We start from the raw sequence: 25,409 nt of genomic DNA on the forward strand, positions 1-25,409 counted from the left end.
CGAGCGCCTCGCGAGGTCAGCTCCGGTGGGCCTCGAAGCGGAGGGTACGGGAGACGCCGACGCGGACGGTGGTGCCCGGGGCGATGGTGACGGGCTCGTTCGGCGGGATGTCGTAGAAGTTCGGGTCGCCGGGCGGCTGGATCTGGGTGCCGTTGACCGAGCCGAGATCGACCAGGTTGACGTCCCAGCCGTCGAGCGCCACGCGCAGGTGGCGGCGCGAGACCGAGCCGTCAGGGCTGGTCACCTTGGCCGGGCGGGCGCTGCCGCCGGCGACCTCGGGGGCCCGCTCGGGGTCGCGGCCCAGCAGGTAGTCGGCCTCCAGCGGCAGGGCGGTGCCGTCGTCGAGGACGAGGACGCCGAGCGAGGGGCGCGGCCCCTTGTAGGGGACGAGGGAGCGCTGCACGAGCGCGATGCCGCACACCGCGCAGTAGGGCGCGCGCGGGTCGTTGAAGTGGTCGTTCTTGCAGTCGACGCCGTAGACCAGCGGCCGATCGCCGTGGTCGGCCTGCTCCTGGACGGGCGCCGGCTGCTGCTCGTGCTGCGGCGGCGGGCCCATGGGCAGGTGGGCGTCCTGCGGCGGGCCGCCCATCAGGGGCGGGCCAGGGTCGTAGTGGTCCTGCGGCGGGCCCACGGGGGCGGGCTGCTGCTCGTACTCCGGCGTGGTGCCGTTGCCGGCCTGCGGCGGCGCGGCGTGCGCGGGCTCGTCGTAGGAGGGGAACGGCGCCGGCTCGGGGCGCGCGGGAGGAAGGTCGGCGACCGGCGGCCCCGCCTGCGGGCCGGAGTGCGCCTGCGGGCCGGAGAGCGGCTGGGGACCGGAGTACGGCTGCGGGCCGGAGTACGGCTGGGAGCCCGGGTGCGGCTGGGGGCCGGACGGCGGCTGGGGGGCGGGCTGCGACTGCTGGTCGGCGCCCGACATCGGGTAGGGAAGCGCCTGGGCGGGCGCGGGCGGCTCCTGGCGGGGCATCAGGTCGGGCTCGAAGTGGAGCGCCGTGTTGGGCATCTCGCTGGTGAGCGGCTTGGAGTGGGCGCCGCTCCGGGCCGGGCCCCGGCCGGTGAGCTCGCCGACGATGCCGGCGCCATGGACGACGCCGCTCTCGAAGCGGACGGCGGGGTGGGGGCGGCCGGAGCCGGGCAGGGTCAGCTCGACCCGGTCGACCGGGCCGCCGATGAGCCGGTCGGCCCAGGTGAGCGAGTCGCTGCCGGACAGCCGGATGTCGCCGGCGGGACCGGTGACGAGGGCGGAGGCGGCCCCGCTGACCAGGACGGCCACGCCGTCGCCGACGCGGCCCGCGACGGCGCAGGTGCCGGGGTCGCCGGTCATGGTGGCGGCGAGCACCTGGGCGGCGCGGCGCGCGAGCGCCCTGCCGTCGCCCCCCGAGGCGGCCGTCTGGCGCAGCGCGTCGATCAGGCGGGTGCCGGAGGCCTCGTCGACGTCGCACACCAGCAGCAAGCCGCCCTCGTACGCGACGAGCCCGTTGCCGGGAAGCGGCCGCACCGTCCCGAAGCCCTGGTCCGTCATGAGTCCTCCCACATGACCGTGCTGCGCTCGGTCACTCAAGTGTCCTTCCCGGAAGCAGGCGATGCCGTGGTGCGCGCATCACCGTGCTGGCCACCAGCCATACGCATACCCAGACGGCGGGACCGCCTCGCGTCTCGATTCGGTGAACCGGGAGCCGCGATAAACCCGTCAACTGTGCAAGTTTGGCCAAACAGCACACTATCGGGCCAGAGGTCCTGGCTTCGAATCGCCGGGCCGGCTAGATCACCGAGCACGACACTAGTGGTGGCCGGCCGCATATTCGAGTGGGACAAATCAGACGCCGGCGAAGACCCGGTTGACATCCGCGGTGGACAGCACGCCGTAGATCTCACCGCCCCGCTCCACGAGGAGGTACTCGCCCGCGGGGGCGTCGCGCATGGCGTCGATGAGCGGCTCGCCCACCAGGTCGGCGGCCAGGACCATGGACGGCTCCAGCGACTTGGCCATGGCGCCGACGTTCACCCAGGGCCGGCGGTGCTCGGGCGTGGCCTGCACCGCCGACTCGTTGACGATGGCGAGCGGGCGGCCCTCGTGGTCGACCACGACCAGGGCGCCGGCGTGCTCCTCGGCCGCCCGGCGCAGCGCCTCGGCGAGCGGCGTCTCGGCCGTGACGGGGATCGCCCTGCGCGCCAGGGTGCGGGCGTTGGCCTGGGGGATGCGGGCGCGGATGCGGGCCACGCGCAGCGACTGGGAGGCGCCCATCCAGATGAACGAGGCCAGCACGATCGGCCAGACGAGGTCGAGGACGTCGATCTCCTGCCCGGTGGCCGTGGCCAGCGCGAACGGCGCGGCGACGAGCAGGACCGCCAGGACCCGCCCGCCCCAGGCGGCCGCGACGGTGCCGGTGCCGGGGTTGCGGGCCAGCTTCCACACGCCGGCGCGGAGCATCCGGCCGCCGTCGAGCGGCAGGCCGGGCAGCAGGTTGAAGATGCCGACGATGAGGTTGGCCACCCACAGCTGCCAGATGAGCACCTGCGGGACGCCGTCGCCGGTGACCAGGAAGACGTCGGCGAGCCAGCCGATCCCGGCCAGGCCGAGGGAGAGCGCGGGCCCGGCGGCGGCGACCATGAACTCCTTGCCCGGGGTGGGCGGCTCCTTCTCGATCTCGGAGACGCCGCCGAGCAGGTAGAGGGTGATGCGGCGCACGGGCAGGCCGTACCACTTGGCCAGGACGCTGTGGGCCAGCTCGTGCAGCAGCACCGACACGTACAGCAGCACCGCGAAGGCGAACGCCACGCCGTAGGCGGCGGCGGCGCTGATCCCCGGCAGCATGAGGCCGAAGGTCTCGCCGAACAGCCAGGTGATGAAGGCCGCGACGATGAACCACGTCCACGACACGTAGACCGGGATGCCGAACGGCTTTCCCATCCGAAGACCGGAGAACTCCTGTCGCGGGCTCTGCTCGCTCACCGCACTCCTTGACTTCCGCACGCCGTCCGCACGCCGCCCGCCCGCACGAGCAGGGCCGCGCCTGCCTTGATGCTACGCGCAGGATCGGGTGATCCAGGACGCGCGGGGGCCTTATTGTGTCGGGGAGGTGTCCTAGAGTGCGGGTCATGACGTTGACCGAGCCCGTGATCATCGGAGCCCTCTCCCCGTCCCGGGCGGGCGACTTCATGACCTGTCCGCTGCTCTACCGGTTCCGGGTGGTCGACCAGCTGCCGGAGAAGCCCTCGCAGGCCGCGGTGCGCGGCACGGTCGTGCACGCGGTGCTGGAGCGGCTCTACGACCTGCCGGCGCCGGAGCGTTCCGTGCGCGCCGCGCTGGAGCTGCTGGAGCCGCAGTGGCGGCGGCTGCTGGAGGAGGACCCGCAGCTGGCGGAGATGTTCGCGGGCCCGGAGGAGCAGGCGGCGTGGCTGTCCCAGGCGCGCGAGATGCTGGAGCGCTACTTCACGCTGGAGGACCCGACCCGGCTGGAGCCGGCCGAGCGGGAGCTCTACGTGGAGGCGGTGCTCGACGGCGGGCTGATGCTGCGGGGGTACGTCGACCGGCTGGACGTGGCGCCGACCGGCGAGGTCCGGGTGGTCGACTACAAGACGGGCAGCGCGCCGGGGCCGGACTTCGAGGCCAAGGCGCTGTTCCAGATGAAGTTCTACGCGCTGGTGCTGTGGCGGCTGCGCCGCGAGGTGCCGCGGCTGCTGCAGCTGGTCTATCTGGGCGGACGGGGCGAGGTGCTGCGGTACGCGCCGGACGAGGCCGACCTGCTGGCCACCGAGCGCAAGGTGAAGGCGCTGTGGCAGGCGATCGAGCGGGCGCTCGACACGGGCGAGTGGCGGGCGCGGCGCAGCCGGTTGTGCGACTGGTGCGACCATCAGGCGCTCTGCCCGGAGTTCGGCGGCTCTCCCCCGCCGGTGCCCGACCGGCAGCCGGGCGACACGGTGCGCCGCCGCCGGCGCGCGGCCACCGACGAGCTGTAGTCGCTTCTCCTCCTGGAGGAGGAGGTTGCCCCGGCTCACCTGGGCCTACAGTGAAGCGGTGCGCGCAGACCGAACGACGTTCCATGACTCGGTCCTGGCGGTGCTGGTGGCCGCGCTGTCGCTGGTGCTGTTCCTGACCCAGGACGTCGGCCGGCCGGAGGCGCAGGGCCTGGTGGTCGAGGGGCTGCGCGGCCCCGACGCGCTGGGCGCGTCCCTGGTGCTGGTGGCGTGCGTGCCGGTGGCGGGGCGCCGGCGCTGGCCGCTGGCGGGGCTCTGCGCGAGCCTGGCGCCCGAGACGCTGCTGGCGTCCCTCGGCTACGGCTACGGGCTGGGCGGCGCGGCGGTGCTGGTGATGCTCTATTCGGTGGCGTCCAACCGAGGGCTGGCGGCGGCGCTGTGCGGCCTGCTGGTGTCGCTGGTGGTCTACGCGGTGGGGTCGGCCGCCGGGCCGGTCCGCACGACCTACCGGAGCGACCAGCTGATGACGGCCGCGGTGCTGGCGGCGGTCTGGGGCACGGGCCGGAGCCTGCGGCTGCGCCGCGCCTATATGGAGGAGCTGAAGGACCGGGCGGCGCGGCTGGAGCGGGCGCACGCGGCCGACACCCGGGCGGCGCGGGCCGAGGAGCGCTCCAGGATCGCGCGGGAGCTGCACGACGTGGTGGCGCATCACGTGTCGGTGATGACGGTGCAGGCGGCGGCGGCGCGCAAGGTGCTGGAGAAGGACCCCGACAGCGCGCGGGAGGCGCTGACCGCGATCGAGCACACCGGCCGGCTGGCGATGTCGGAGATGCGCGACATCGTGGGCGTGCTCCGGACCGACGCGGGCGTGGAGCTCGGGCCGCAGCCGGGGGTGCGTGACCTGCCGGCGCTGGTGGAGCAGATGACGGAGGCGGGGCTGCCGACGCGCCTGGCGGTGCGGGGCGAGGCGGTCACGCTGCCCGCCGGGGTGGACCTGGCCGCCTACCGCACCGTCCAGGAGGCGCTGACCAACAGCCTGCGCCACGCCGGGCCGGGCGCGCGGGCGGTGGTGACGGTGTGCCACCGGCGGTGGGAGCTGGACGTCCGGGTGCTGGACGACGGGCGCGCGGGCGCCGCCCAGACGGAGGAGCCGGGCCACGGGCTGGTCGGGATTCGCGAGCGGGTGGCGCTCTGTGGTGGAATTCTGAGCATCGGCCCGAGACCGGAGGGCGGTTTCGAGGTGCGGGCGAGGTTCCCCCTGAAGGACGGATCATGACGATCAGAGTGCTGCTGGTGGACGACCAGCCGCTGCTCCGCACCGGTTTCCGCCTGATCCTCGAGGCGGAGCCCGACATCACGGTCGTGGGGCAGGCGGGCGACGGCAAGGCCGCGCAGGAGCAGACGAGAGCGCTGCTGCCGGACGTGGTGCTGATGGACATCCGCATGCCGGGGGTCGACGGCATCGAGGCGACCCGGCGGATCGTGCGCGACGCGCCCCGGGCGGCCCCGTCGGCGCACGTGCCGAAGGTGCTCGTGCTGACGACGTTCGACCTCGACGAGTACATCGTGGAGGCGCTGCGGTCGGGGGCGTCGGGGTTCCTGCTGAAGGACGTGCCGCCCGACGAGCTGGTCCAGGCGATCCGGGTGGTGGCGGCAGGCGACGCGATCGTGGCGCCGAGCGTCACCCGCAGGCTGCTCGACCGGTTCGCGGCCCGGCTGCCGTCGGCCCACGAGCAGCCCGCGCCCGCACGGCTGGACCGGCTGACCGAGCGGGAGCTGGAGGTGCTGCGGCTGATCGCCAAGGGCATGTCCAACGCGGAGATCGCGGCCAAGCTGGTGCTCAGCGAGACGACCGTCAAGACGCACGTCGGCAACGTGCTCACCAAGCTGGGGCTGCGCGACCGCGTCCAGGCGGTGGTGCTGGCCTACGAGAGCGGCCTGATCACACCGGGCGCCCTGTCGTAGGGGGCGCCCGGGGCGGCGGTCAGACCTGCGCGTCGCCGGCGGCCGGGGTGGCCGCGGCGGGGGCGTTCTCCGGGAAGTGGCAGGCCACGCGGTGGCCGTCGGCCCGCTCCTCCAGCGGCGGCTCGACCTGCTTGCAGATCTCCTGCGCCTTCCAGCAGCGGGTGTGGAAGCGGCAGGCGGGCGGCGGGTTGAGCGGGCTGGGCACGTCGCCGGTGAGGCGGATGCGCTCGCGTTCCTTGCGCGCCTTCGGGTCCGGCACCGGCACCGCCGACAGCAGCGCGTTGGTGTAGGGGTGCATGGGAGCGCTGTAGAGGCTCTTGCGGTCGGCGACCTCGACGATCTTGCCGAGGTACATGACCGCGACCCGGTCGCTGATGTGCCGCACCACCGACAGGTCGTGGGCGATGACCACGTAGGTGAGGTCGAGCTCGCGCTGCAGGTCCTCCAGCAGGTTGACGACCTGCGCCTGGATGGAGACGTCCAGGGCGGAGACGGGCTCATCGGCGATGATGAGCTTCGGCTTGAGCGCGAGCGTGCGGGCGATGCCGATGCGCTGGCGCTGGCCGCCGGAGAACTCGTGCGGGTAGCGGTTGTAGTGCTCGGGGTTGAGCCCGACCAGCTCCAGGATGTCCTGGACGGCCTTCTTGACGCCCTGCTCGGTCTTGACGCCCTGGATGCGGAACGGGGCGCCGACGATGGCGCCGACCGTGTGCCGGGGGTTGAGCGACGAGTACGGGTCCTGGAAGATCATCTGCATGTCGCGGCGGAGCGGCCGGAGCTTGCCCTGGCTCAGGTGCGTGATGTCACGCCCCTCGAAGACCACCTTGCCGGCGGTCGGCTCCAGCAGGCGGGTGACCAGGCGCCCGGTGGTGGACTTGCCGCAGCCGGACTCCCCCACCAGGCCGAGGGTCTCGCCCTGGAACACGTCGAAACTGATCCCGTCGACCGCCTTGACGGCGCCGACCTGCCTTTTGAACAGGCCCGCCGTGACGGGGAAGTGCTTCTCCATGTTGTGCACGGAAAGAAGCGGCTCGTTCTCGCTCACTGGGTCTCCAGGACTGGCTTGATCTCGTTCTCCCACAGCTCCCGCCGTTCGGCCCTGGGCAGGTGACAGCGCACCAGGTGGCCGCGTTCGGTCGGGGCCAGGTCCGGGACCTCGGCGGAGGCGCGCCCCTCGGTGCGCTCGGAGTACGGGCAGCGCGGATGGAAGGCGCAGCCCTGCGGCACGTTGATGAGGGACGGCGGGGAGCCCTTGATCGGCAGCAGCCGGTCGGTCGGCTCGCGGTCGAGCCGGGGCATCGAGCCGAGCAGCCCCCAGGTGTAGGGGTGTTCGGGACGGTAGAAGATGTCGTCGGCCGTGCCGTACTCGACGCACTTGCCCGCGTACATGACGAGGATGTCGTCGGACAGCTCGGCCACCACGCCGAGGTCGTGGGTGATGATGATGAGCGCGGAGTTGAACTCACGCTGCAGGTCGCGCATCAGGTCGAGGATCTGCGCCTGCACGGTCACGTCGAGCGCGGTGGTCGGCTCGTCGGCGATGAGCAGCTCGGGGTCGCAGGAGAGCGCCATGGCGATCATCGCGCGCTGGCGCATGCCGCCGGAGAACTCGTGCGGGTAGCTGTCGACGCGCCTGGCCGGCTCCGGGATGCCGACGCGGCCGAGCAGGTCGATGGCGTGCTTGCGGGCGACCTGCTTGCTGACGTCGTGGTGGATCCGGTAGGCCTCGATGATCTGGTGGCCGACCGTGTAGTACGGGTGCATCGACGACAGCGGATCCTGGAAGATCATCGCCATCTTCTTGCCCCGCAGGCCGCGTACCTGCTCGGCGGGCATGGAGACGAGATCCTCGCCGTCGAGCCAGATCTCGCCGGAGATTTGCGCCCGGCCGCCCTTGTGCAGGCCGAGGATGCCGAGGCTGGTCACGCTCTTGCCGGAGCCGGACTCGCCGACGATGCCGAGCGTGCGGCCGCGTTCGAGGGAGAAGGTCAGTCCGTCGACGGAGCGGACGAGACCGTCGTCCGTCGGGAAATGGATCTTCAGGTCCTTGACGTCAAGGAAGCTCACGACAACCTCACCCTCGGGTCGACCCAGGCGTACAGCAGGTCGACGACCAGGCTCGCGATGACCACGAAGCAGGCCGCGAACAGGACGACTCCCATGACCTGCGGCAGGTCCTGGTTTCTGATGGCCAGGATGGCGAACTGGCCGAGGCCGGGCAGAGTATAGGTGGTCTCGGTGAGGACGGCGCCACCGATCAGCAGGCCGAAGTCGATGCCGAACAGGGTCAGGATCGGGGTCAGCGCGGCTCTCAGTCCGTGTTTGACCACCACGTCCCGTTCGCGCAGGCCCTTGGCCCTGGCGGTGCGGATGTAGTCCTCGCCCATGGTCTCCAGCATTCCCGCCCGGGTGAGCCGCGCGTAGGTGGCGGCGAACAGGAACGCCAGCGTGATCCATGGCAACAGCAGGTTGTAGGCCCACTCCCCTGGATTGACGGTGAAGTCCGTCCACGAGCCGCCCGGTGGTGTCCAGCCGAGTCCGTAGGAGAAGACGACCAGCGTGACCATGCCGGTGAAGAAGATGGGCAGCGACACGCCTGCCAGGGCGGTGCCCATGGACAGGCGGTCGAACAGGGTGCCGCGGCGCAGCGCCGAGACGACGCCGACGAAGACGCCGCCGACCACCCAGAGGAAGGCGGCGCCGATGGCGAGGGAGAACGTCACCGGCATCCGGTCGAGCAGGTCCGGCCAGACGGGCTGGCCGCTGATGAAGGAGTAGCCGAAGCAGGGCGCCGGGCACTGCTCCACGCCCGCGCCGTAGTCGTACTCGGCGCCGACGAAGATGCCCTTGACGAACCGGCCGTACTGCACGATCACGGGATCGTTAAAGCCCAGCCGCTCGGCGACCAGGGCCACCGTCTCCTCCGTGGCCGCGCGGCCGACGTAGCGCGAGGCCAGCGCCTCCGGGCTCGACCCGGCCCACTGCGGCACCACGAAGAAGATGCCGAAGGTGACCATGCTGATGATGATCAACATGGCGATCGCGCCGATGAATCGTCTGATGATGTATGTGAGCACCGCTGGCGGCCGGATGGCCTGCCCGTCGCCGGGCAGGCCATCCCTGCCTTCACCTGCCTTCGCTAGATCCCCGTGCCTCGCCTGCTACTCGACGCCGAGCAGGATGTAGTCGTACATGCTCTGGCCCTCGTTGTAGGCGACGTTCGTCACGCCCTCGCCGCGCAGGAGCAGGGCCTTGGCCCAGACCACCGGCAGGATCGAGGCGTCCTCCATGACGGCCTTGTCGACGTCGACCCACAGCTTGCCGCGGGCCGTCGCGTCGAGCTCGCCCGAGGCCTGGTCGATCAGGCTGTCGACCTTGTCGCTCTTGACGCTGAGGTTGTAGTTACCGGCGTCGCGGATGGTGCGGCTGTCCACGATGGCCTGCATGAAGCCGTAACCGTCGGGCCAGTCGGAGCCCCAGCCGTGACCGGCCAGGCCGATCTTGTTCTTCTTCTGGTACTCGACGTTGCCGGCGTAGTCGGAGAAGTAGCTGGAGGCCGGGAAGCCCTTCAGCGTGAGCTTGATGTTGACCTTGGCCAGGGCCTGCTGCATCGCCTCGGCCAGCGCCTTCTCACGCGGGCGCTCGGCGCGGTAGGTCATCGTGGTCTCGAAGCCGTCCGGGTGGCCACAGGCGGCCAGGGCCTGCTTGGCCTTCTCCACGTCGCCCTTGTTCTCAGGGGTCTGGTAGAGATCGAACTTCTCCTGGCCGACGACGGGCGGCGGCATGACGTTGGTCGCGATGTCGCCACCGGCGACGGGGCCTCCGTAGGCGGTCTGGTTGGCGACGCGGTCGGCGGCCCACAGGACGGCCTTACGGCACTCGACGTTGTCCAGCGGCGGGGCCTCCGGGATCACGGAGACGAACCAGAGCCGCGGGATGACCGGGTTGTCCGTGCGGGCCTTCAGCGCCGGGTCCGGCAGGACCTTGCCGAGGGCGGCGGGCTGGAGACCGGTGCCGGGGATGTCCAGGTGGATGTCACCGGAGATGAGCTGGTTGTCGAGGTCGTCGGCGTTGACGTTGAGCTGGACCTCGATGCGGTCGGGCAGCGCGGGCCGGTTCGGGTCGGTCGCCGGGTCCCACTGGTCGTTGCGGACCAGGGCGAAGCGCTTGCCGATCTCGTTGCTCTCGAACTTGTACGGACCGGAGGAGACGACCTTCTCCCGGTACTTGGCGCCGGTGTCCTTGTCCTTGGGAACCGGGGCCGTCATCGGCATCTGGACGACGTAGTCCATCGACGCGAACGGCTTCTTCAGCTTGAAGACGATCGTCTGGTCGTCGGGGGTCTCGACGGCGGAGCTGTAGTCGGCGTCCGGGGTCTTGTAGACGCCCTTGAAGTCCTCCGGCCAGGCGAGCAGCTCGTTGAGGTACGAGGGGCCGTGCGGGAAGGTCTCCTTGTCGAAGGAGCGCGCGACCGCGTAGGCGACGTCCTTGGACGTGATCGGGGTGCCGTCCTCGAACTTGACACCCTGCTTGATCTTGTACGTCCAGCTCTTGCCGTCAGAGCTCGGCTCGCCCAGGGACTCGGCGAGGTCGGGGATGACGGTGTTGCCCTCCGGACCGGGGCCCGGCTTGTACATCGTCAGCGTCCGCCAGTAGAGCCGGCCGAAGTTGAACGAGTAGCCGTAGTAGGTGTCGGCGGGGTCGAGGCTGTCCCAGTCGCCGGAGTGCGCGGCCTTGAGGGTACCGCCCTTCTTGGTCGAAGGGTTGTAGACCTGGGTCAGGGCGGCATCGGCCACGGGTTGCGCGGCGCCGCCGGAAGCCGACTGGGCCGGCTGCTGCTGCGTACCGCCCCCTCCGCCGCCGCAGGCGGAGAGCACCAGGGCGAGCGCCGCTGTCGCGGCCGCTGCCAGTGCGGATTTCCTTCTCATTGATACCCCTTGTTAGTGGAGATGGGGATGGAGCGTGGGCGAAGGTCAGTGCGCCCGCGGGTCGAAGGCGTCCCTCAGTCCGTCACCGAACAGGTTGAACGCCAGGACGGTGATGAAGATCGCCAGACCCGGGAAGATCACGAAGTGCGGCAGGGTGTAGAACCGCACGGCTTCGGAGAGCATGCCGCCCCAGGTGGGCGTGGGCGGGTTGACGCCGACGCCGAGGAACGACAGCGCGGCCTCGAAGAGAATGTTGGCCGGGATGAGCAGGGTCGCGTAGACCAGGATCGGGGCCATCAGGTTGGGCAGGATCTCGCGGAACAGGATGTAGCCGTTGCGGGCGCCCAGGCTCCTGGCGGCGTCGACGAACTCGCGCTCGCGCAGCGACAGCGTCTGCCCGCGGACGATGCGCCCGATGCTGGGCCAGCTGAAGAAGCCGATGATGAAGATGAGCATCGCGATGCGGAGCCCGTTGCCCTCCAGCCCGAATCCCTCGTTGGGCATCACGCCGACCAGCGCGATGGCGAAGACGAGCAGCGGGAAGGCCAGGAACACGTCCATGATCCGGCCGATGATCTGGTCGACCCAGCCGCCGAAGTAGCCGGCGATGACGCCCATGACCGTGCCGATGAGCACCGACACCATCGTGGCCAGGAAGCCGATCAGCAAGGAGATGCCGGCCCCGGCGACGATGCGGCTGAAGATGTCGCGGCCGTTGACCGGTTCGACGCCGAGCGGGTACTCGGCGCTCATGCCGCCGAAGTCGCCCAGGGGCAGCAGGGTGTTGGGGTCGATCGCTTCCTGGTGGAACTCCAGCGGGTCGTGGCCGAACAGGCTGATGATCGGCGTCGCGAAGATCGCCACCAGGATCAAGAAGATCACGACGATGCCGCCGCTGAGCGCGACCTTGTCGCGCCGCAGCCGCATCCAGGCGATCCGGGTGAGGGACCGGCCCTGGACGGCTCTGCCCGCTCCGGCGAGCGTGGCCTCGGGCGGCACCTGCGCCGAGGCTCCGGAAACGTCGAGCGGTGCGGTCATGCCGGATAGCCCCCTGATTATTCAGACGACGTTGTCTGGAGATTCGTCGTAAAGACCGCTTCGTCGCGACCTTCAGGAGGCAGAATGTATGGCCTGATCTGCGCTGACTAGCCCCTCAGGCCGCTATGTGGCTCAACTGTGATTGACGCGAAACTCATTCGTATCGATCTTGGTGGGAATGTGCACGACCAGTCCTGGTTGCGTCTCAGATCCGTGACATACCGGGATCTAGCTGATGCCGCGACGCCGGAGAAGGTCCTCGATGTCGGAGAAGTCGTCATCACCCTTGGACGCCTTCTTGTTCTCCACGGCGGGCCGGGCGGACGCCTGCGACCGGCCGCCCTCGGACGCGGGGGCGGGCTTCGCCTTCGCCGTGCCGCCGGCGCTCCCGGCGTCGCCCCTGCTCCCGGCGCCACCGGCCTTGCGGAGCTTCCTGCCGCGCAGCACGCCGGAGACGACGAACAGCACCACCGACAGGCCCGCCACGGCCACCCCCGCCCACACCAGCGGGTTGAACACCAGGTTCGCCACGAACCCGACGAGGGTGGAGCCGATCGTCCACAGCGCCCGCAGCGCGTCGGTCAGGTACGCGGCCAGCGGCAGCAGCGCCCACGCCAGCACCCGCAGCCCGAAGGCCGCGCCCCGGCGCCGGAACGCCAGGAAGCTCATCACCAGCCCCGCGATGGTCAGGCCGATGCAAAGCGGGAACCATGCGATCTGTTCGAAACCCATGCGGGTCACCCCTCGGTATGCGCCTTTTCTCTCCATCCTGGCACGTGGCGCCGCCCCCGCCCCTCCTCCGGGAGAACCAGCGGCCCCTTAAGGGTCGACCCCGTCCGCCCCCGACGCCGCGCGCGTGGTGACGAAGACACAGAAGGGGTGCCCCGCCGGGTCGGCGTAGACGCGCAGCGGCTCCTCCTCGTCCTCGATGCGGTCCAGCAGCAGCCGTCCGCCGAGGCGCAGCACCCGCTCGTGCGCGGCCCGCAGCTCCCCGACCGACCTCACGCTCAGGTCCAGGTGCAGCTGCTGGGGCACCGCTCCGCCCGGCCAGGTCGCCTCGGGCAGCTCGTCCACCTGCTGGAAGGCCAGCCGCGAAGCTCCGCCCGGGGTGCGCAGGACCAGCCAGTCACGGCCCCGCTCGTCGTCGGCCCCAGTCTCTGGAGGCTCGTCACCGGGCCGGTAGACCAGCCCCAGCAGGGCCCGGTAGAACTCCGCCAAGGCCCTGGCGTCGGTGCAGTCGAGCACCACCTGGCACAACTCGGGCCTGCCGTCCCCGTCCGCCACGCGAACCACCCCTCTCCGCGATCAGCTCCGGCCCTGCCCTCTGCACCCGGGGTGCCGCGTTAAACGGCGCGGCCGCGGATTCCCCGTCAGGGCGCGCGGGAGACGGATCAGGAAGGCAGCAGGGCGCGCAGGCGGGCCGGGGTGACCTCCGTGAGCGAGGGGACCACCAGGCGGCCCGGCGCCGGATCCACCGGCAGCAGGCTCGGCACCGCCACCACGGCGCACCCCGCCGCCGTCGCCGCCGCCACCCCGTTGGGCGAGTCCTCCAGCACGACGCAGCGCACCGGCTCCGCCTTCAGCAGGTCGGCCGCCGTCAGGTAGGGCTCGGGGTCGGGCTTGGTGCGGACGACGTCGTCGGCGGTGACGACGGCGTCGAAACGCTCGCGGCCCACGTGCTTGAGCACCGCGTCGGCGATCTCCCGCAGCGACGACGTCACCAGCGCCACCGGCACCCCCTCGTCCCCCAGCGCGTCGAGCAGCTCGCCGGCGCCCGGCATGATCCTCACACCGCCCGCCAGGCGGGCCACCATGCCGGTCACCATCCACTGGCGCACCGTCCACGCGGGCACCGGCGACTCCGAGACGCCCAGCATGTAGTCGACCGTGCGCTCCATGGAGCCGCCGACCAGGTGGGCCTGATGCTCGGGAGTCCAGTCGGTGCCGAGCCTGCTCATCACCTCGGTCTCGACCTCCAGCCACACCCGCTCGGTGTCGACCAGGAGGCCGTCCATGTCGAAGAAGACCGCTTCCACCCCGTAACCCTCCTGAGACCGTCAGACGTTGAAGTACATCAGACGTTGAAGTACTTGGCCTCGGGATGGTGGGCGACGAGGGCGGAGGTCGCCTGCTCCGGATGGAGCTGGAACTCCTCCGACAGGGTGACGCCGATCCGCTCCGGGTCGAGCAGCTGGAAGAGCTGAACCTGGTCCTCGAGGTTGGGGCAGGCAGGGTAGCCGAACGAGTAGCGGCAGCCCTGGATGTTGACCTTCAGCATGTCGTCGAGCGACTCGTCGCCGCCGATGCGCCACTCCGAGCGGACCCGGGCGTGCCAGTATTCGGCCAGCGCCTCGGTGAGCTGCACCGAGAGGCCGTGGAGCTCCAGGTAGTCGCGGTAGGCGTCCTTGGCGAACAGCTCGGCCGTGGCCTCGGAGATCTTGCCGCCCATGGTGACGACCTGGAGGCCCACCACGTCGGTCTCCCCCGAGTCCTTGCTCCGGAAGAAGTCGGACAGGCACAGGTGGCGGTCGCGGCGCTGGCGCGGGAACGTGAAGCGGGTGCGCTCGCCGCCCGACTCGTCGAGGATGACCAGCGAGTCGCCGTCGCTGACGCACGGGAAGTAGCCGTAGACGACGGCGGCCTCCAGCAGGCCCTCGGTCTGCATCCGCTCCAGCCACATGCGCAGCCTCGGCCGGCCCTCGGACTCGACCAGCTCCTCGTAGCCGGGACCGTCGCCGCCCCTGGTCGGCTTGAGCCCCCACTGGCCGAGGAAGAGCGCCCGCTCGTCGAGGAACGCCGCGTAGTCGGCCAGCGGGATGCCCTTGACGATGCGGTCGCCGTGGAACGGCGGCACCGGCACCAGGTTGTCGGCGGCCACGTCGGACCGGGCCGGCAGCTCCTCGACGGGGGTGCGGCTCAACCGGGCGCCGGTCTTGACCCGGCGCCGGCGCAGCGGCGGCAGCTCGGCGCCGGCCACCCCGCGCTTGACGGCCATGATCGCGTCCATCAGGCGCAGGCCCTCGAAGGCGTCGCGGGCGTAGCGGACCTCGCCCTCGAACAGCTCGGCCAGGTCCTGCTCGACGTAGGCGCGGGTGAGCGCGGCGCCGCCGAGCATCACCGGGTAGCGCTTGGCCAGGCCCCGGGAGTTGAGCTCCTCGAGGTTCTCCTTCATGACCACCGTCGACTTGACCAGCAGGCCGGACATGCCGATGACGTCGGCCTTCTGCTCGTCGGCGGCCTCCAGGATGGCCGAAACCGGCTGCTTGATGCCGAGGTTGACGACCTCGTAGCCGTTGTTGGACAGGATGATGTCGACGAGGTTCTTGCCGATGTCGTGCACGTCGCCCTTGACGGTGGCCAGCACGATGCGGCCCTTCGTCTCGCCCTCGACCCGCTCCATGTGCGGCTCCAGGTGGGCGACGGCGGCCTTCATCACCTCGGCCGACTGCAGCACGAACGGCAGCTGCATCTGGCCGGACCCGAACAGCTCGCCGACCGTCTTCATGCCGTCGAGCAGCACGTCGTTGATGATCTCCAGGGCGGGCCGCTGGGTCAGCGCCTCGTCGAGGTCGGTCTCCAGGCCCTTGCGCTCGCCGTCGATGATCCGGCGCTTGAGCCGCTCCCACAGCGGCAGCGCGGCCAGCTCCTCGGCCTTGCCGGCGCGCATCGCCGCGGCGTCGACCCCCTCGAACAGGTCCATGAACCGCTGCAGCGGGTCGTAGCCCTCGCGCCGCCGGTCGTAGACCATGTCGAGGGCGACCTGGCGCTGCTCGTCGGGGATGCGGGCCATGGGCAGGATCTTGGAGGCGTGCACGATGGCGGAGTCGAGCCCGGCGTTGACGCACTCGTTCAGGAACACCGAGTTGAGCGCCATGCGGGCGGCCGGGTTGAGGCCGAAGCTGATGTTGGAGACGCCGAGCGTGGTCTGCACGCCGGGGTGGCGCCGCTTGAGCTCGCGGATGGCCTCGATGGTCTCCAGGCCGTCACGCCTGGTCTCCTCCTGGCCGGTGGCGATGGGGAAGGTGAGGCAGTCGACGATGATGTCCTCGACCCGCATGCCCCAGTTGCCGGTCAGGTCGTCGATCAGGCGGCCGGCCACGCGCACCTTGTGCTCGGCGGTGCGGGCCTGCCCCTCCTCGTCGATGGTGAGCGCCACCACGGCGGCGCCGTGCTCCCGCACCAGCCGCATGATCTTCTGGAAGCGGGAGTCGGGGCCGTCGCCGTCCTCGTAGTTGACGGAGTTGACCGCGGCGCGGCCGCCGAGCATCTCCAGCCCGGCGCGGAGCACCTCGGGCTCGGTCGAGTCGAGCATGATCGGCAGGGTGGAGGCGGTGGCCAGCCGGAACGCCAGCTCCTTCATGTCGGCCACGCCGTCGCGGCCGACGTAGTCGACGCACAGGTCGAGCATGTGGGCGCCGCCGCGGGCCTGGTCGCGGGCCATCTCGACGCAGTCGTCCCAGCGCCCCGCCAGCATGGCCTCGCGGAAGGCCTTGGAGCCGTTGGTGTTGCACCGCTCGCCGACGGCGAGGAACGAGGTGTCCTGGCGGAACGGGACCGTCTGGTAGAGCGAGGAGGCGCCGGGCTCGGGGTGCGGGCGGCGGGGGGCGACCTGACGGCCACGCACCCGCTCGACCACCTGGCGCAGGTGCTCGGGGGTGGTGCCGCAGCAGCCGCCGACGATGGACAGGCCGTAGTCGCGGGTGAAGGCGTCGTGGGCGGCGGTCAGCTCCTCGGCGCTCAGCGGGTAGTAGGCGCCGTCGGAGGTGAGCACGGGCAGGCCGGCGTTGGGCATGCACGACAGCGGCAGCCGCGAGTGGCGGGCGAGGTAGCGCAGGTGCTCGCTCATCTCGGCGGGGCCGGTGGCGCAGTTGAGGCCGATCACGTCGACGCCGAGCGGCTCGATCGCGGTCAGCGCGGCCCCGATCTCGGAGCCGAGCAGCATGGCGCCGTTGGTCTCGATCGTCACCTGGGCGATGATCGGCACGTCGCGCCCGGCCGCCTCGACGGCCCGCTTCGCGCCGAGCACGGCGGCCTTGACCTGGAGCAGGTCCTGGCAGGTCTCGATGATCAGCGCGTCGGCGCCGCCGGCGACCAGGCCCGCCGCGTTGTCGCGGTAGGCGTCGCGCAGGCTGGCGAACGGCAGGTGGCCGAGCGTGGGCAGCTTGGTGCCGGGGCCCATCGAGCCGAGCACGAACCGGGGCTGGTCGGGCGTCGACCAGTGGTCGGCGCGCCGCCTGGCGATCCTGGCGCCGGCCTCGGAGTATTCGTAGACCCGGTCGCCGATGTCGTACTCGCCGAGCGCGGCGAGGTTGGCGCCGAAGGTGTTGGTCTCGACGCAGTCGACGCCCACGGCGAAGTAGGCGTCGTGGACGCCCTCGACGATGTCCGGCCGCGTGACGTTGAGCACCTCGTTGCAGCCCTCGTGACCTTCGAAGTCGTCGAGGGTGGGGTCGTGGGCCTGGAGCATCGTGCCCATGGCGCCGTCGGCGACGATCACACGCTGGGACAGCACTTCTCGGAATGTCTGGGCGACGCTCATGGAGCACAGCCTATCGGCTGTGCCGAACCGGGATCCGCGCCGCCGAGCGGCCGCCCGCCCCCACCCGGCCCTCCTGGCGCTCCACGACAGGCCGTACGACGGATACCACTGATCGCCCTTACCACGTGACAGGAGTACCTCCTCACCGCATAGGCTTAGCGCGATGGTGCAGACAGGAGGCGACACGTGATCGAGCTCGAAGGGCTGCCCGAGCTCGTGGACCCGGTGCTCATTGCCGCGTTCGAGGGCTGGAACGACGCGGGCGAGGCGTCGAGCGGTGTGATCGCCCATCTCGAGTCCGCCTGGAAGGCCGAGCCGCTGGCCGAGCTGGACCCTGACGACTACTACGACTTCCAGGTCACCCGCCCGGTCGTGGAGATGGGCGACGGGCTGACCCGGTCGATCATCTGGCCGACGACGAGGCTGCTGCGCGCCCGTCCGCCGGGCCTCGATCGTGACGTGGTGCTGCTGCGCGGGATCGAGCCCAACATGCGCTGGCGGTCGTTCTGCGCCGACATCATCGACGTCTGCCGCGAGCTGGGCGTCGAGCAGGCCGTCATGCTGGGCGCGCTGCTCAACGACTCGCCCCACACGCGGCCGGTGCCCATCCTCGGCTCGGCCACCGACGAGGGCCTGGCGCGCTCGATCAACCTGGAGCTGAGCCGCTACGAGGGCCCGACGGGCATCGTGGGCGTGTTGCAGCACGCGTTCGGCCGCGCGGGCCTGAGCGCCGTCACGCTGTGGGCGTCGGTGCCCCACTACGTGGCCCAGCCGCCCAACCCGAAGGCCACGCTCGCGCTGCTGCGCCGGCTGGAGGACGTGCTGGAGATCCCGATGCCGCTGGGCGACCTCGACGAGGAGGCCCGCGCGTGGGAGCACGGCGTCGACGAGCTGGCCTCGCAGGACAGCGAGGTGGCCGAGTACGTCAAGGAGCTGGAGGAGCGCAAGGACGCGGCGGAGCTGCCGGAGGCGAGCGGCGACGCGATCGCGGCCGAGTTCGAGCGTTACCTCAGGCGTCGCGACCGCGACACCGACACCTGACCGCCCCGGCGGCCCGCATGGGGCCGCTCGCTCACATGGGGCCGCTCAGGGCGATTCCGTCCACAACGCGCCTGACCCGTCAGGACGCCGGGCGTCCGTGCCCGAGCCGGCCCGCGACGCGCCCGCCGAAGAGGCCCGGCGCCGGGCCGCGGCGGGGAACACCGGTCAGACCGCTGCCCGGGTGAGGGCGCGGTGGCGCAGGGTCTCGTCGTAGCGGTGCCAGGCCAGGGCGGCGACGTCCGGGTCGGCGCCGAGCGGCGCGCTGACGAGGTCGGGGCCCACGGCGGCCAGGCGGGAGTGGAAGAAGCCGGGCGCGAGCAGGTAGGAGGCGAGCGCCACCCGTGCCGCGGGGCCGGACCGCAGCCGTTCCATGGCCTCGGGGAGCCCCGGCTCGCCGGCCGAGACGAAGGCGGCGGTGACGGGGCGGGACAGGCGGACGGCGAGCCGGTGGGCGGCGGCGCGCACGTCGGCCAGGGCGGCGGGGTCGGAGGACCCGGCCGCGCCGAGCACGACCGCGTCCGTGGCGCGCAGGCCGGCCCGGTGCAGGCGGCGGGCGAGCGCGCCGGTGAGCAGCCGGTGCGGGCCGAGCTGGCGGGCGACGAGGGCGTCGGGCCGGTGTTCGGCGAGCACGGCGGGCAGGTCGATGTGCACGTGGTAGCCGCCCGCGAGCAGCAGCGGGACGACGACCACCGGTCCGGGCACGCGCGGCAGCACGTCGCGCAGCAGCGGCGCGCTGATCTCCAGGTAGGTCAGCTCGACCCGGTGGCGGGGGCGGGCCGCGCGGACGGCGCGGGCCAGCGCGGACAGGGTGCGCCGCCCCTCCTCGCTGCGGGTGCCGTGGGCGGCCAGGACGAGGGTCGGGGTCACTGGACGCCCTCGTACCGGCAGGCCAGCCGGTAGCCGCGCTTGACCACGGTCTCGACGATCCCGGCTGGGCCGAGGGCGCGGCGCAGGCGGGTGATGGCCATCTCGACGGCGTGCTCGGCCGAGTCTCTCGCGGTGCTGCCGGGCAGGACGACGCGCAGGTCGGCGCGGGAGACGACGTGGCCGGGCTTGTCGGCCAGGCGTTTGAGCACGGCCATCGGGGCGGGCGGCAGCGGGCGCAGCTCGCCGTCGACGACCACGGCGTGGCCGCGGATCTCCAGGTGGTGGCCGGCCGCCTCCAGCCGGGACACGGACTCGGCGGGCAGGTGGCGGGCCAGGACGCGGGCGAGCGCGCCCAGCCGGGCCCGGTCGGGCTGGATCGTGGGCACGCCGCGGTCGGTGAGCGGGCCCGCGGTGACCGGGCCGACGCAGGCGGCCACGACGCGTCCGCCGAACGCGGCCAGCAGCGCGTCCTCGACGCCTTCGGCCCTGGCGGCGTTGAGCATGGCGTGCACGGCGGGCGCGCTGGTGAAGGCGACCGCGTCGACCGAGCCGGCGATGGTCTGGGTGATCAGGCGGCGCAGCGGCGAGGGGTCGCGGTACGGCAGCCACCGGTAGACGGGGATCTCGATCACCTCGGCGCCCGCCTCTCGCAGCGCGGCGATGAAGTCGGTGAGCGGCTCGCCGTGCTGCTGGACGGCGATGCGGCGGCCGCGCAGGTCCTGGGCGAGCAGGTAGTCCTTGACCTCGGCGCAGGATTCGGTGGCGGGGGTCCAGTGGTCGTTGAGCCCGGCGGCGCGGACCGCGCCCCTGGCCTTGGGCCCGCGGGTGAGCAGGCGCGCGCGGGCGAGGTGGTCGCCCAGTTCGGCGGACAGGCCCCAGCCCTCGGCGGCGGCCATCCAGCCGCGAAAGCCCACGCCGGTGGTGACGACCACGTCGTCGACGGGCCCTTCGAGGCTCTGCCGGGTGGCCGCGAGCAGGTCGGCGTCCTCGGCGAGCGGGACGAGCCTGATCGCCGGGGCGCTGAGCACGCGGGCGCCGCGCCGTTCGAGCAGCGCCCCGAACTCCTCGCGCCGCCGGGTGGCGGTGACGCCGATCGTGAACCCCGCCAGCGCGTCCGGCGCGGTCTCCGGTGAGATCTCCGGCGACGGTGAGATCGGCGACGGTGAGATCGGCGACGGTGAGATCTCCGGCGACGTGGTGACGTCGCCGATGGACGGCGCACTGATGGTTGGCGCACTCATGCGAGAACCTCGTCGTGGGTCGGGGAGGTCCGGCCGGGCCCCGAGCACCCGGCCGGACATCACAGGCACGTGAACCGGAAGTGAGATCACCCCTTCATCGTGGATTCCGGGGGTTTCCTCGCTGGGTCCCTTCTGTTACCGCTGTGCTACAAGCCACATCCCGCGGGATTGGCCGCCGCCGCGAGCGGGAACCCCGTCGATGTGCGACGTGATCATTCGGGGGGTTGCGGGTGGCGGTGCTGCCGATCAGGGCGTTCGACGATCCGGTGCTGCGGTCGGTGGCCGAGCCGGTGCGGGAGTTCGACAAGGAGCTGCGCGGGCTGGTCAGGTCGATGACGCTGACCCTGCGCGCGGGCGCCGGGCGGGCGGGGCTGGCCGCTCCCCAGGTGGGGGTGCCGCTGCGGGTGCTCGTCTACGCCTACGAGGGCGCGTCCGGCCATCTGGTCAACCCGCGGCTGGAGCTGTCGGAGCGGCGGATCACGGCGGACGAGGCGTGTCTGTCGGCGCCGGGCGTGTGGTGGCCGCTGGAGCGCGCCTTCATGGTCACGGCGCGCGGGCGCGACATGTTCGGCAAGCCCGTCACGGTGCGGGCTCTGGGCGTGCTGGCGCGGGTGCTGCAGCACGAGTCCGATCATCTGGACGGGGTGCTGTTCAGCGACCACCTGTCAGCGGACGAGCGGGGACGGTTTCTGGCCGCGGCGCTTGCCTCGGGATGAGCGCGCGCCGCTGGTCGGGATCGGTGCCGCCCCAGACGCCGTGCGTCTGGCCGCTGCTGATCGCGTAGTCGAGGCATGGTTCCCGTACGGGACAGGTCCGGCATATGGCTTTGGCGCGTTCCACCTGTGACTGGCCCGGGCCCTGGAGCGAGATCGGGAAGAACAGCTCAGGGTCCAGGTCGGAGCAGGCGGCCCTGCGTGACCAGTCGAGCATCATCATGCCCATGGCGCCTACCCAGGGCATTTCGGGTCATACCTCTTCAAGCAGGCGGTCCCAGTCCTCCAGGAACCTGCCGAGCCCGTAACGCGCCAGAGCCGCGGCCCGCGCGGCCTTCCCGGCCTGGGCGGCCCGCTCCGGGTCCGCCGCGAACTCCTCCAGCGCCCCGGCCAGCGTCTCCACCCGGGTGGACAGGACGCCCGCCTCCGGCGGCACCGCCTCGACGGCCTCGGTGGTGGCCAGGGCGACCACGGGCATGCCCAGGGTCATCGCCTCGATGAGGGCCAGCCCGAGCGACGTCCACCGGTACGGGTGCAGGTAGACCCGCCGCCTGGCCAGCTCGGCGTGCATGCGGGCCTGCGGCAGGTCCTCGTACGTCCCGTACGGCAGACCTTCGACCTTCATGCCGAACAGGTCGAGCGGGACCTTCGCGGCGAAGCGCGGCAGCAGGTCGGTGCCGGCCACGCGGGTGCGCCGGACGGGCTCGTTGACCACGACGCCGGCCCGGGGCAGTTCGCCGGTGTAGAGGTGGCCGGGGTCCACGACGCCGTGCTCGATGACCCGGGTGGGCGCCCGGCCGTTGTCCCAGAACAGCTCGTTGAAGTGGGTGACGTGGACGAGCGTGAGGTCGGAGCGGCCGGCCAGCGGGTGGCGGGTGCGCGGCACGTCGCCGGCGGGGGTGTTGTGCTCGACGTAGACGCCGGGCAGGTCGCGGCCGAGCCACTCGCGGGCCAGGTCGAGTTCGTGCGGGCGCTGGTGGACGACCACGTCGATCGGCTCGTCGCGCAGGCGGTCCCACGGCACCTCACGGGCGCGGTCCGGCCACGGGTAGGTCTCGGCCCGTCCCCTGCCGTCAGGGCCGCGCCCGGGCACGAGCGGCAGCACGTAGTCGTGGCGGCCGTGCACGAACGAGGTGGTCCACGAGCCGTGGACGTGCCAGAGGAGGATCCTCACCAACGGCTCCAGCCGAGCGCGCGCGACCAGGCCGAGCCGCCCACGGCGACCGGGGCCGGCGCGGCGTCCACCTCGCGCAGCAGCCGTTCGGCCACGTCGAGGAGGTCGTCGGCTAGTTCGGGGGCCTGCTCGATCTCCACGCGCAGCGTCTGCTCGGTCGGCACGAGGATGCCCCGCGCCCCGGCCGCCCTGGCCGCCTCCATGTCGCGGCCGATGTCGCCGACCATGACGCACTCGCGCGGGCTGACGTCGAGCACCGCCGCGGCCCTGATGAGCAGGCCGGGCGCGGGTTTGCGGCAGGTGCAGCCGTCGACGTCGTCGTGGACGCAGATCGCCCACGCGTCGAACGGCCCCAGCAGTTCCTCCACGCGGGCGTTGACCTGCTCCATCTCGTCCGCGGTGATCAGCCCTTTGGCCACGCCCGACTGATTGGTCACCACCGCCACCGGCAGGTCGGCCCTGCGCAGCCTGCTCAACGCCTCCAGCGCGCCCGGCATGGGCTGGACCCGCGCGGGGTCGCCGTTGTACGGGACATCCCTGATCAGGGTTCCGTCCCTGTCGAAGAGCACGGCCCCGGGACGTCGTTGTTCGAACACCATCCACCTCCGTCGCGTGGCCGACTGCTACCCGGGGCCTCGTCCGGCAAACAACTACTTAGCGTGACCAATGCGGGCTAAGCAGGGGTATTTCCGCATATGGAGGAGACGGGGGTGTTTGAGAAGCGCTTCTCTCGGTAGCGGTTCTCGTATCTCCGCAGGAAGGGAACCGATGAGATTTCTCGGCATCAACGCGATCTTCCACGACCCGGCCGCGGCCCTGATCGTGGACGGCAAGGTGGTCGCCGCCGCGGAGGAGGAACGGTTCAGCCGGCGCAAGCACGGCAAGCGCCCGCTCCCGTTCTCCGCGTGGGAACTGCCGGAGCAGGCGGCCGCCTGGTGCCTGCGGGAGGCGGGCATCGGGCCCGAGGACATCGACGCGGTGGCCTACTCCTACGACCCCGCCCTGGTCGAGCAGCGCCCGGACGGCGACTGGGAGGACCTGCGCACCCGGTACGCGGTCCGCGCCCCGCTGTTCCTGTCCACGGCGCTGCCCGGGCTGGACCCGGCCAAGGTGCGCTACGTGCCGCACCACATCGCGCACGCGGCCTCGGCGGGCCTGGCCTCGCCCTGGCGCGACTGCGCGGTGCTGGTGTGCGACGGCCGCGGTGAGGACGTCTCCCACCTGGCCGGCCGCTACACCGGCGGCGAGCTGGAGGTGCTGGCCGCGCAGCGGCTGCCGCACTCGCTCGGGCTGATGTACGAGGACGTGACCGAGCACCTGGGCTTCCTGCGCTCCAGCGACGAGTACAAGGTCATGGCGCTCGCCTCCTACGGCCGGCCCCGGTTCCTGGAGGAGCTGCGCGACCTCGTCTACGCGACCGACGACGGCGGCTTCCACGTGACGCCGATCGAGTGGAGCGGCTACGCCAAGGCGCTGCGCAAGGGCGAGCCGTGGACGGACGACCACGCCGACCTGGCGGCCAGCGTGCAGGCCCGGCTCGAAGAGGTGCTGCTCGACCTGGCCCGCTGGCTGCACGAGCGGACCGGCGAGCGGCGGCTGGCCCTGGCCGGCGGGGTGGCGCTGAACTGCGTGGCCAACACCCGGCTGCTCGCCGAAGGGCCGTTCGAGGAGGTGTGGGTGCAGCCGGCCGCCGGGGACTCCGGCACGGCGCTGGGCGGCGCGCTCCACCTGGCGCAGGCGTACGGGGAGCCGGCCGCGCCGATGAGCACCGCCGCGCTCGGGCGCGGCTTCACCGACGAGGAGCTGGGGGCGTGGCTGGACGTGGCGCGCGTCCCGTACACGCGGCCGGCGGACCTGGCGGGGGCGGTGGCGGCCGAGCTGGCCGCCGACCGGATCGTCGCCTGGTTCCAGGGGCGGTCGGAGTACGGGCCGCGGGCGCTGGGCCACCGCTCGCTGCTGGCCCACCCGGGGCACGCGGCCAACACCGAACGGCTCAACGACGTCAAGGGACGCGAGCAGTTCCGGCCGATCGCGCCCATGGTGCTGGAAGACCGGGCCGCCGCCGTCTTCGCCCGGGGGCCGGTGCCGTCGCCGTACATGCTGTTCGTGCACGACGTGCGCCCCGGCTGGCGCGAGCGCCTGCCCGCCGTGGTGCACGTCGACGGGACAGCCAGGATCCAGACCGTCTCCCCCGCCGCCGAGCCGCTGATGGCGCGGGTGCTGGCCGAGTTCGAGGCCAGGACCGGGCTGCCCGTCCTGGTCAACACGAGCCTCAACACCGCCGGGCGGCCCATGGTGGACGACCCGCGGGACGCGCTGGAGTGCTTCGGCTCCGCCCCGGTGGACGTGCTGGCCCTGGGGCCGTACCTGATCCGGCGCGGGGAGGTGTTCGCCTCGTGATCACGGTGGTGATCCCCACGATCGGGCGGCCCAGCCTGCGCGCCACGCTGGCCGCGCTGACGGGCGTCCCGGTGGTGGTCGCCGACGACCGGCGCGGCGCCGCCGAGCCGCTGGAGGTGCCGGCCGGGGTACGCGTCGTGCGCTCGGGCGGTCGCGGCCCCGCGGCGGCGCGCAACGCCGGATGGCGGGCGGCGGACACGCCGTGGGTGGCGTTCCTGGACGACGACGTGGTGCCCGCGCCCGGCTGGGTGGACGCGGTCCGCGAGGACCTGGCGGACCTGCCGGAGGACGTGGCGGGCAGCCAGGGCCGGATCGTGGTGCCGCTGCCCGCCGGACGCCGCCCCACCGACGGCGAGCGGCACACGGCCGGGCTGGCCGGCGCCGACTGGCCCACGGCCGACATGGCCTTCCGCCTCTCGGCGCTGGAGCGGGTCGGCGGGTTCGACGAGCGCTTCCCGCGCGCCTACCGCGAGGACGCCGACCTGGCCCTGCGCCTGCAGCGGACCGGCTACCGGCTGGTCAAGGGCACCCGGGTGACCGTGCACCCGGTGCGCGACGACGGCTTCTGGGCCAGCGTCCGGTTCCAGC

At 72.1% G+C, this 25,409-nt stretch carries 23 protein-coding genes; 7 read left to right on the forward strand and 16 right to left on the reverse strand.

Going from position 1 to position 25,409, the window contains the following annotated elements:
• Positions 1–16: 16 nt before the first annotated feature.
• On the reverse strand, positions 17–1,519 hold the full coding sequence (locus OUY22_RS23240; protein ID WP_270157214.1) for an FHA domain-containing protein: 1,503 nt from the start codon (positions 1,517–1,519) through the stop codon (positions 17–19).
• A 294-nt stretch (positions 1,520–1,813) separates the two neighbouring features.
• Positions 1,814–2,950, reverse strand: coding sequence for a site-2 protease family protein (locus OUY22_RS23245; protein WP_270157215.1), 1,137 nt, complete (start codon positions 2,948–2,950; stop codon positions 1,814–1,816).
• 146 nt (positions 2,951–3,096) lie between these two features.
• On the opposite strand from OUY22_RS23245, the gene OUY22_RS23250 reads away from it, so the two are divergent.
• From OUY22_RS23250 to OUY22_RS23260, 3 genes are read left to right on the forward strand one after another with little or no spacing between them, the layout of a single operon-like run.
• Complete coding sequence (locus tag OUY22_RS23250) at positions 3,097–3,957, forward strand: RecB family exonuclease (RefSeq protein ID WP_270157216.1); 861 nt, start codon at positions 3,097–3,099, stop codon at positions 3,955–3,957.
• A gap of 58 nt (positions 3,958–4,015) precedes the next feature.
• Positions 4,016–5,191: a sensor histidine kinase gene (locus OUY22_RS23255; RefSeq protein WP_270157217.1), complete on the forward strand. Its 1,176-nt coding sequence runs from the start codon at positions 4,016–4,018 to the stop codon at positions 5,189–5,191.
• Positions 5,188–5,880, forward strand: coding sequence for a response regulator (locus OUY22_RS23260; protein WP_270157218.1), 693 nt, complete (start codon positions 5,188–5,190; stop codon positions 5,878–5,880). The genes OUY22_RS23255 and OUY22_RS23260 overlap by 4 nt, the downstream gene beginning before the upstream one ends.
• Positions 5,881–5,899: 19 nt before the next feature.
• On the opposite strand, the gene OUY22_RS23265 is transcribed toward OUY22_RS23260, so the two are convergent.
• From OUY22_RS23265 to metH, 9 genes are all read right to left on the reverse strand, one after another.
• Positions 5,900–6,889 (reverse strand): ABC transporter ATP-binding protein, encoded by a 990-nt coding sequence (locus tag OUY22_RS23265; protein WP_270157235.1) that lies wholly within the window; start codon positions 6,887–6,889, stop codon positions 5,900–5,902.
• 32 nt (positions 6,890–6,921) lie between these two features.
• A complete protein-coding gene (locus OUY22_RS23270; protein ID WP_270157219.1) occupies positions 6,922–7,947 on the reverse strand; it encodes an ABC transporter ATP-binding protein in 1,026 nt (341 codons plus the stop codon).
• On the reverse strand, positions 7,944–8,957 hold the full coding sequence (locus tag OUY22_RS23275) for an ABC transporter permease (RefSeq protein WP_270157220.1): 1,014 nt from the start codon (positions 8,955–8,957) through the stop codon (positions 7,944–7,946). The genes OUY22_RS23270 and OUY22_RS23275 overlap by 4 nt, the downstream gene beginning before the upstream one ends.
• 84 nt (positions 8,958–9,041) lie before the next feature.
• Complete coding sequence (locus tag OUY22_RS23280) at positions 9,042–10,808, reverse strand: ABC transporter substrate-binding protein (RefSeq protein WP_270157221.1); 1,767 nt, start codon at positions 10,806–10,808, stop codon at positions 9,042–9,044.
• A 45-nt stretch (positions 10,809–10,853) separates the two neighbouring features.
• Positions 10,854–11,846 carry an ABC transporter permease gene (locus OUY22_RS23285; RefSeq protein WP_270157222.1) on the reverse strand — a complete coding sequence of 331 codons (993 nt, stop codon included), beginning with the start codon at positions 11,844–11,846 and terminating at the stop codon, positions 10,854–10,856.
• A gap of 228 nt (positions 11,847–12,074) precedes the next feature.
• Positions 12,075–12,578 (reverse strand): cellulose synthase, encoded by a 504-nt coding sequence (locus OUY22_RS23290; protein ID WP_270157223.1) that lies wholly within the window; start codon positions 12,576–12,578, stop codon positions 12,075–12,077.
• A gap of 87 nt (positions 12,579–12,665) precedes the next feature.
• Positions 12,666–13,130: a VOC family protein gene (locus OUY22_RS23295; protein WP_270157224.1), complete on the reverse strand. Its 465-nt coding sequence runs from the start codon at positions 13,128–13,130 to the stop codon at positions 12,666–12,668.
• 107 nt (positions 13,131–13,237) lie between these two features.
• Positions 13,238–13,882, reverse strand: a complete 645-nt coding sequence (locus OUY22_RS23300) for an HAD family hydrolase (protein WP_270157225.1) — start codon at positions 13,880–13,882, stop codon at positions 13,238–13,240.
• 38 nt (positions 13,883–13,920) lie between these two features.
• On the reverse strand, positions 13,921–17,385 hold the full coding sequence (gene metH / locus OUY22_RS23305) for a methionine synthase (RefSeq protein ID WP_270157226.1): 3,465 nt from the start codon (positions 17,383–17,385) through the stop codon (positions 13,921–13,923).
• 186 nt (positions 17,386–17,571) lie between these two features.
• Here metH and OUY22_RS23310 point away from each other — a divergent pair, with 186 nt between their 5' ends.
• Positions 17,572–18,426: a PAC2 family protein gene (locus OUY22_RS23310; protein WP_270157227.1), complete on the forward strand. Its 855-nt coding sequence runs from the start codon at positions 17,572–17,574 to the stop codon at positions 18,424–18,426.
• A gap of 165 nt (positions 18,427–18,591) precedes the next feature.
• Here the strand turns inward: OUY22_RS23310 and OUY22_RS23315 are convergent, their stop codons facing one another.
• Entirely contained in the window at positions 18,592–19,293 is a 702-nt protein-coding gene (locus OUY22_RS23315) for a sirohydrochlorin chelatase (protein WP_270157228.1), read from the reverse strand.
• Positions 19,290–20,534 (reverse strand): uroporphyrinogen-III synthase, encoded by a 1,245-nt coding sequence (locus OUY22_RS23320; protein ID WP_270157229.1) that lies wholly within the window; start codon positions 20,532–20,534, stop codon positions 19,290–19,292. Before OUY22_RS23320 ends, OUY22_RS23315 begins: the two co-directional genes overlap by 4 nt.
• A 230-nt stretch (positions 20,535–20,764) precedes the next feature.
• On the opposite strand from OUY22_RS23320, the gene OUY22_RS23325 reads away from it, so the two are divergent.
• Complete coding sequence (locus tag OUY22_RS23325; RefSeq protein ID WP_270157230.1) at positions 20,765–21,250, forward strand: peptide deformylase; 486 nt, start codon at positions 20,765–20,767, stop codon at positions 21,248–21,250.
• Here OUY22_RS23325 and OUY22_RS23330 read toward each other — a convergent pair.
• The 3 genes from OUY22_RS23330 to OUY22_RS23340 are packed head-to-tail and all read right to left on the reverse strand — an operon-like array spanning position 21,186 to position 23,020.
• Complete coding sequence (locus OUY22_RS23330; RefSeq protein WP_408638194.1) at positions 21,186–21,494, reverse strand: WhiB family transcriptional regulator; 309 nt, start codon at positions 21,492–21,494, stop codon at positions 21,186–21,188. The genes OUY22_RS23325 and OUY22_RS23330 overlap by 65 nt on opposite strands.
• A 6-nt stretch (positions 21,495–21,500) precedes the next feature.
• The gene (locus OUY22_RS23335) at positions 21,501–22,421 is read right to left on the reverse strand and encodes a glycosyltransferase (RefSeq protein WP_270157231.1); all 921 of its coding nucleotides are present in this window, start codon (positions 22,419–22,421) and stop codon (positions 21,501–21,503) included.
• Positions 22,418–23,020 (reverse strand): D-glycero-alpha-D-manno-heptose-1,7-bisphosphate 7-phosphatase, encoded by a 603-nt coding sequence (locus OUY22_RS23340; protein ID WP_270157232.1) that lies wholly within the window; start codon positions 23,018–23,020, stop codon positions 22,418–22,420. Before OUY22_RS23340 ends, OUY22_RS23335 begins: the two co-directional genes overlap by 4 nt.
• 169 nt (positions 23,021–23,189) lie before the next feature.
• Here OUY22_RS23340 and OUY22_RS23345 point away from each other — a divergent pair, with 169 nt between their 5' ends.
• Complete coding sequence (locus tag OUY22_RS23345; RefSeq protein WP_270157233.1) at positions 23,190–24,821, forward strand: carbamoyltransferase family protein; 1,632 nt, start codon at positions 23,190–23,192, stop codon at positions 24,819–24,821.
• On the forward strand, positions 24,818–25,409 hold a 592-nt coding region (locus tag OUY22_RS23350), incomplete at its 3' end, for a glycosyltransferase family 2 protein (RefSeq protein ID WP_270157234.1). The genes OUY22_RS23345 and OUY22_RS23350, both read left to right, overlap by 4 nt.

It is taken from the genome of Nonomuraea corallina, assembly GCF_027620315.1.
Classification (GTDB): Bacteria; Actinomycetota; Actinomycetes; order Streptosporangiales; family Streptosporangiaceae; genus Nonomuraea; species Nonomuraea corallina.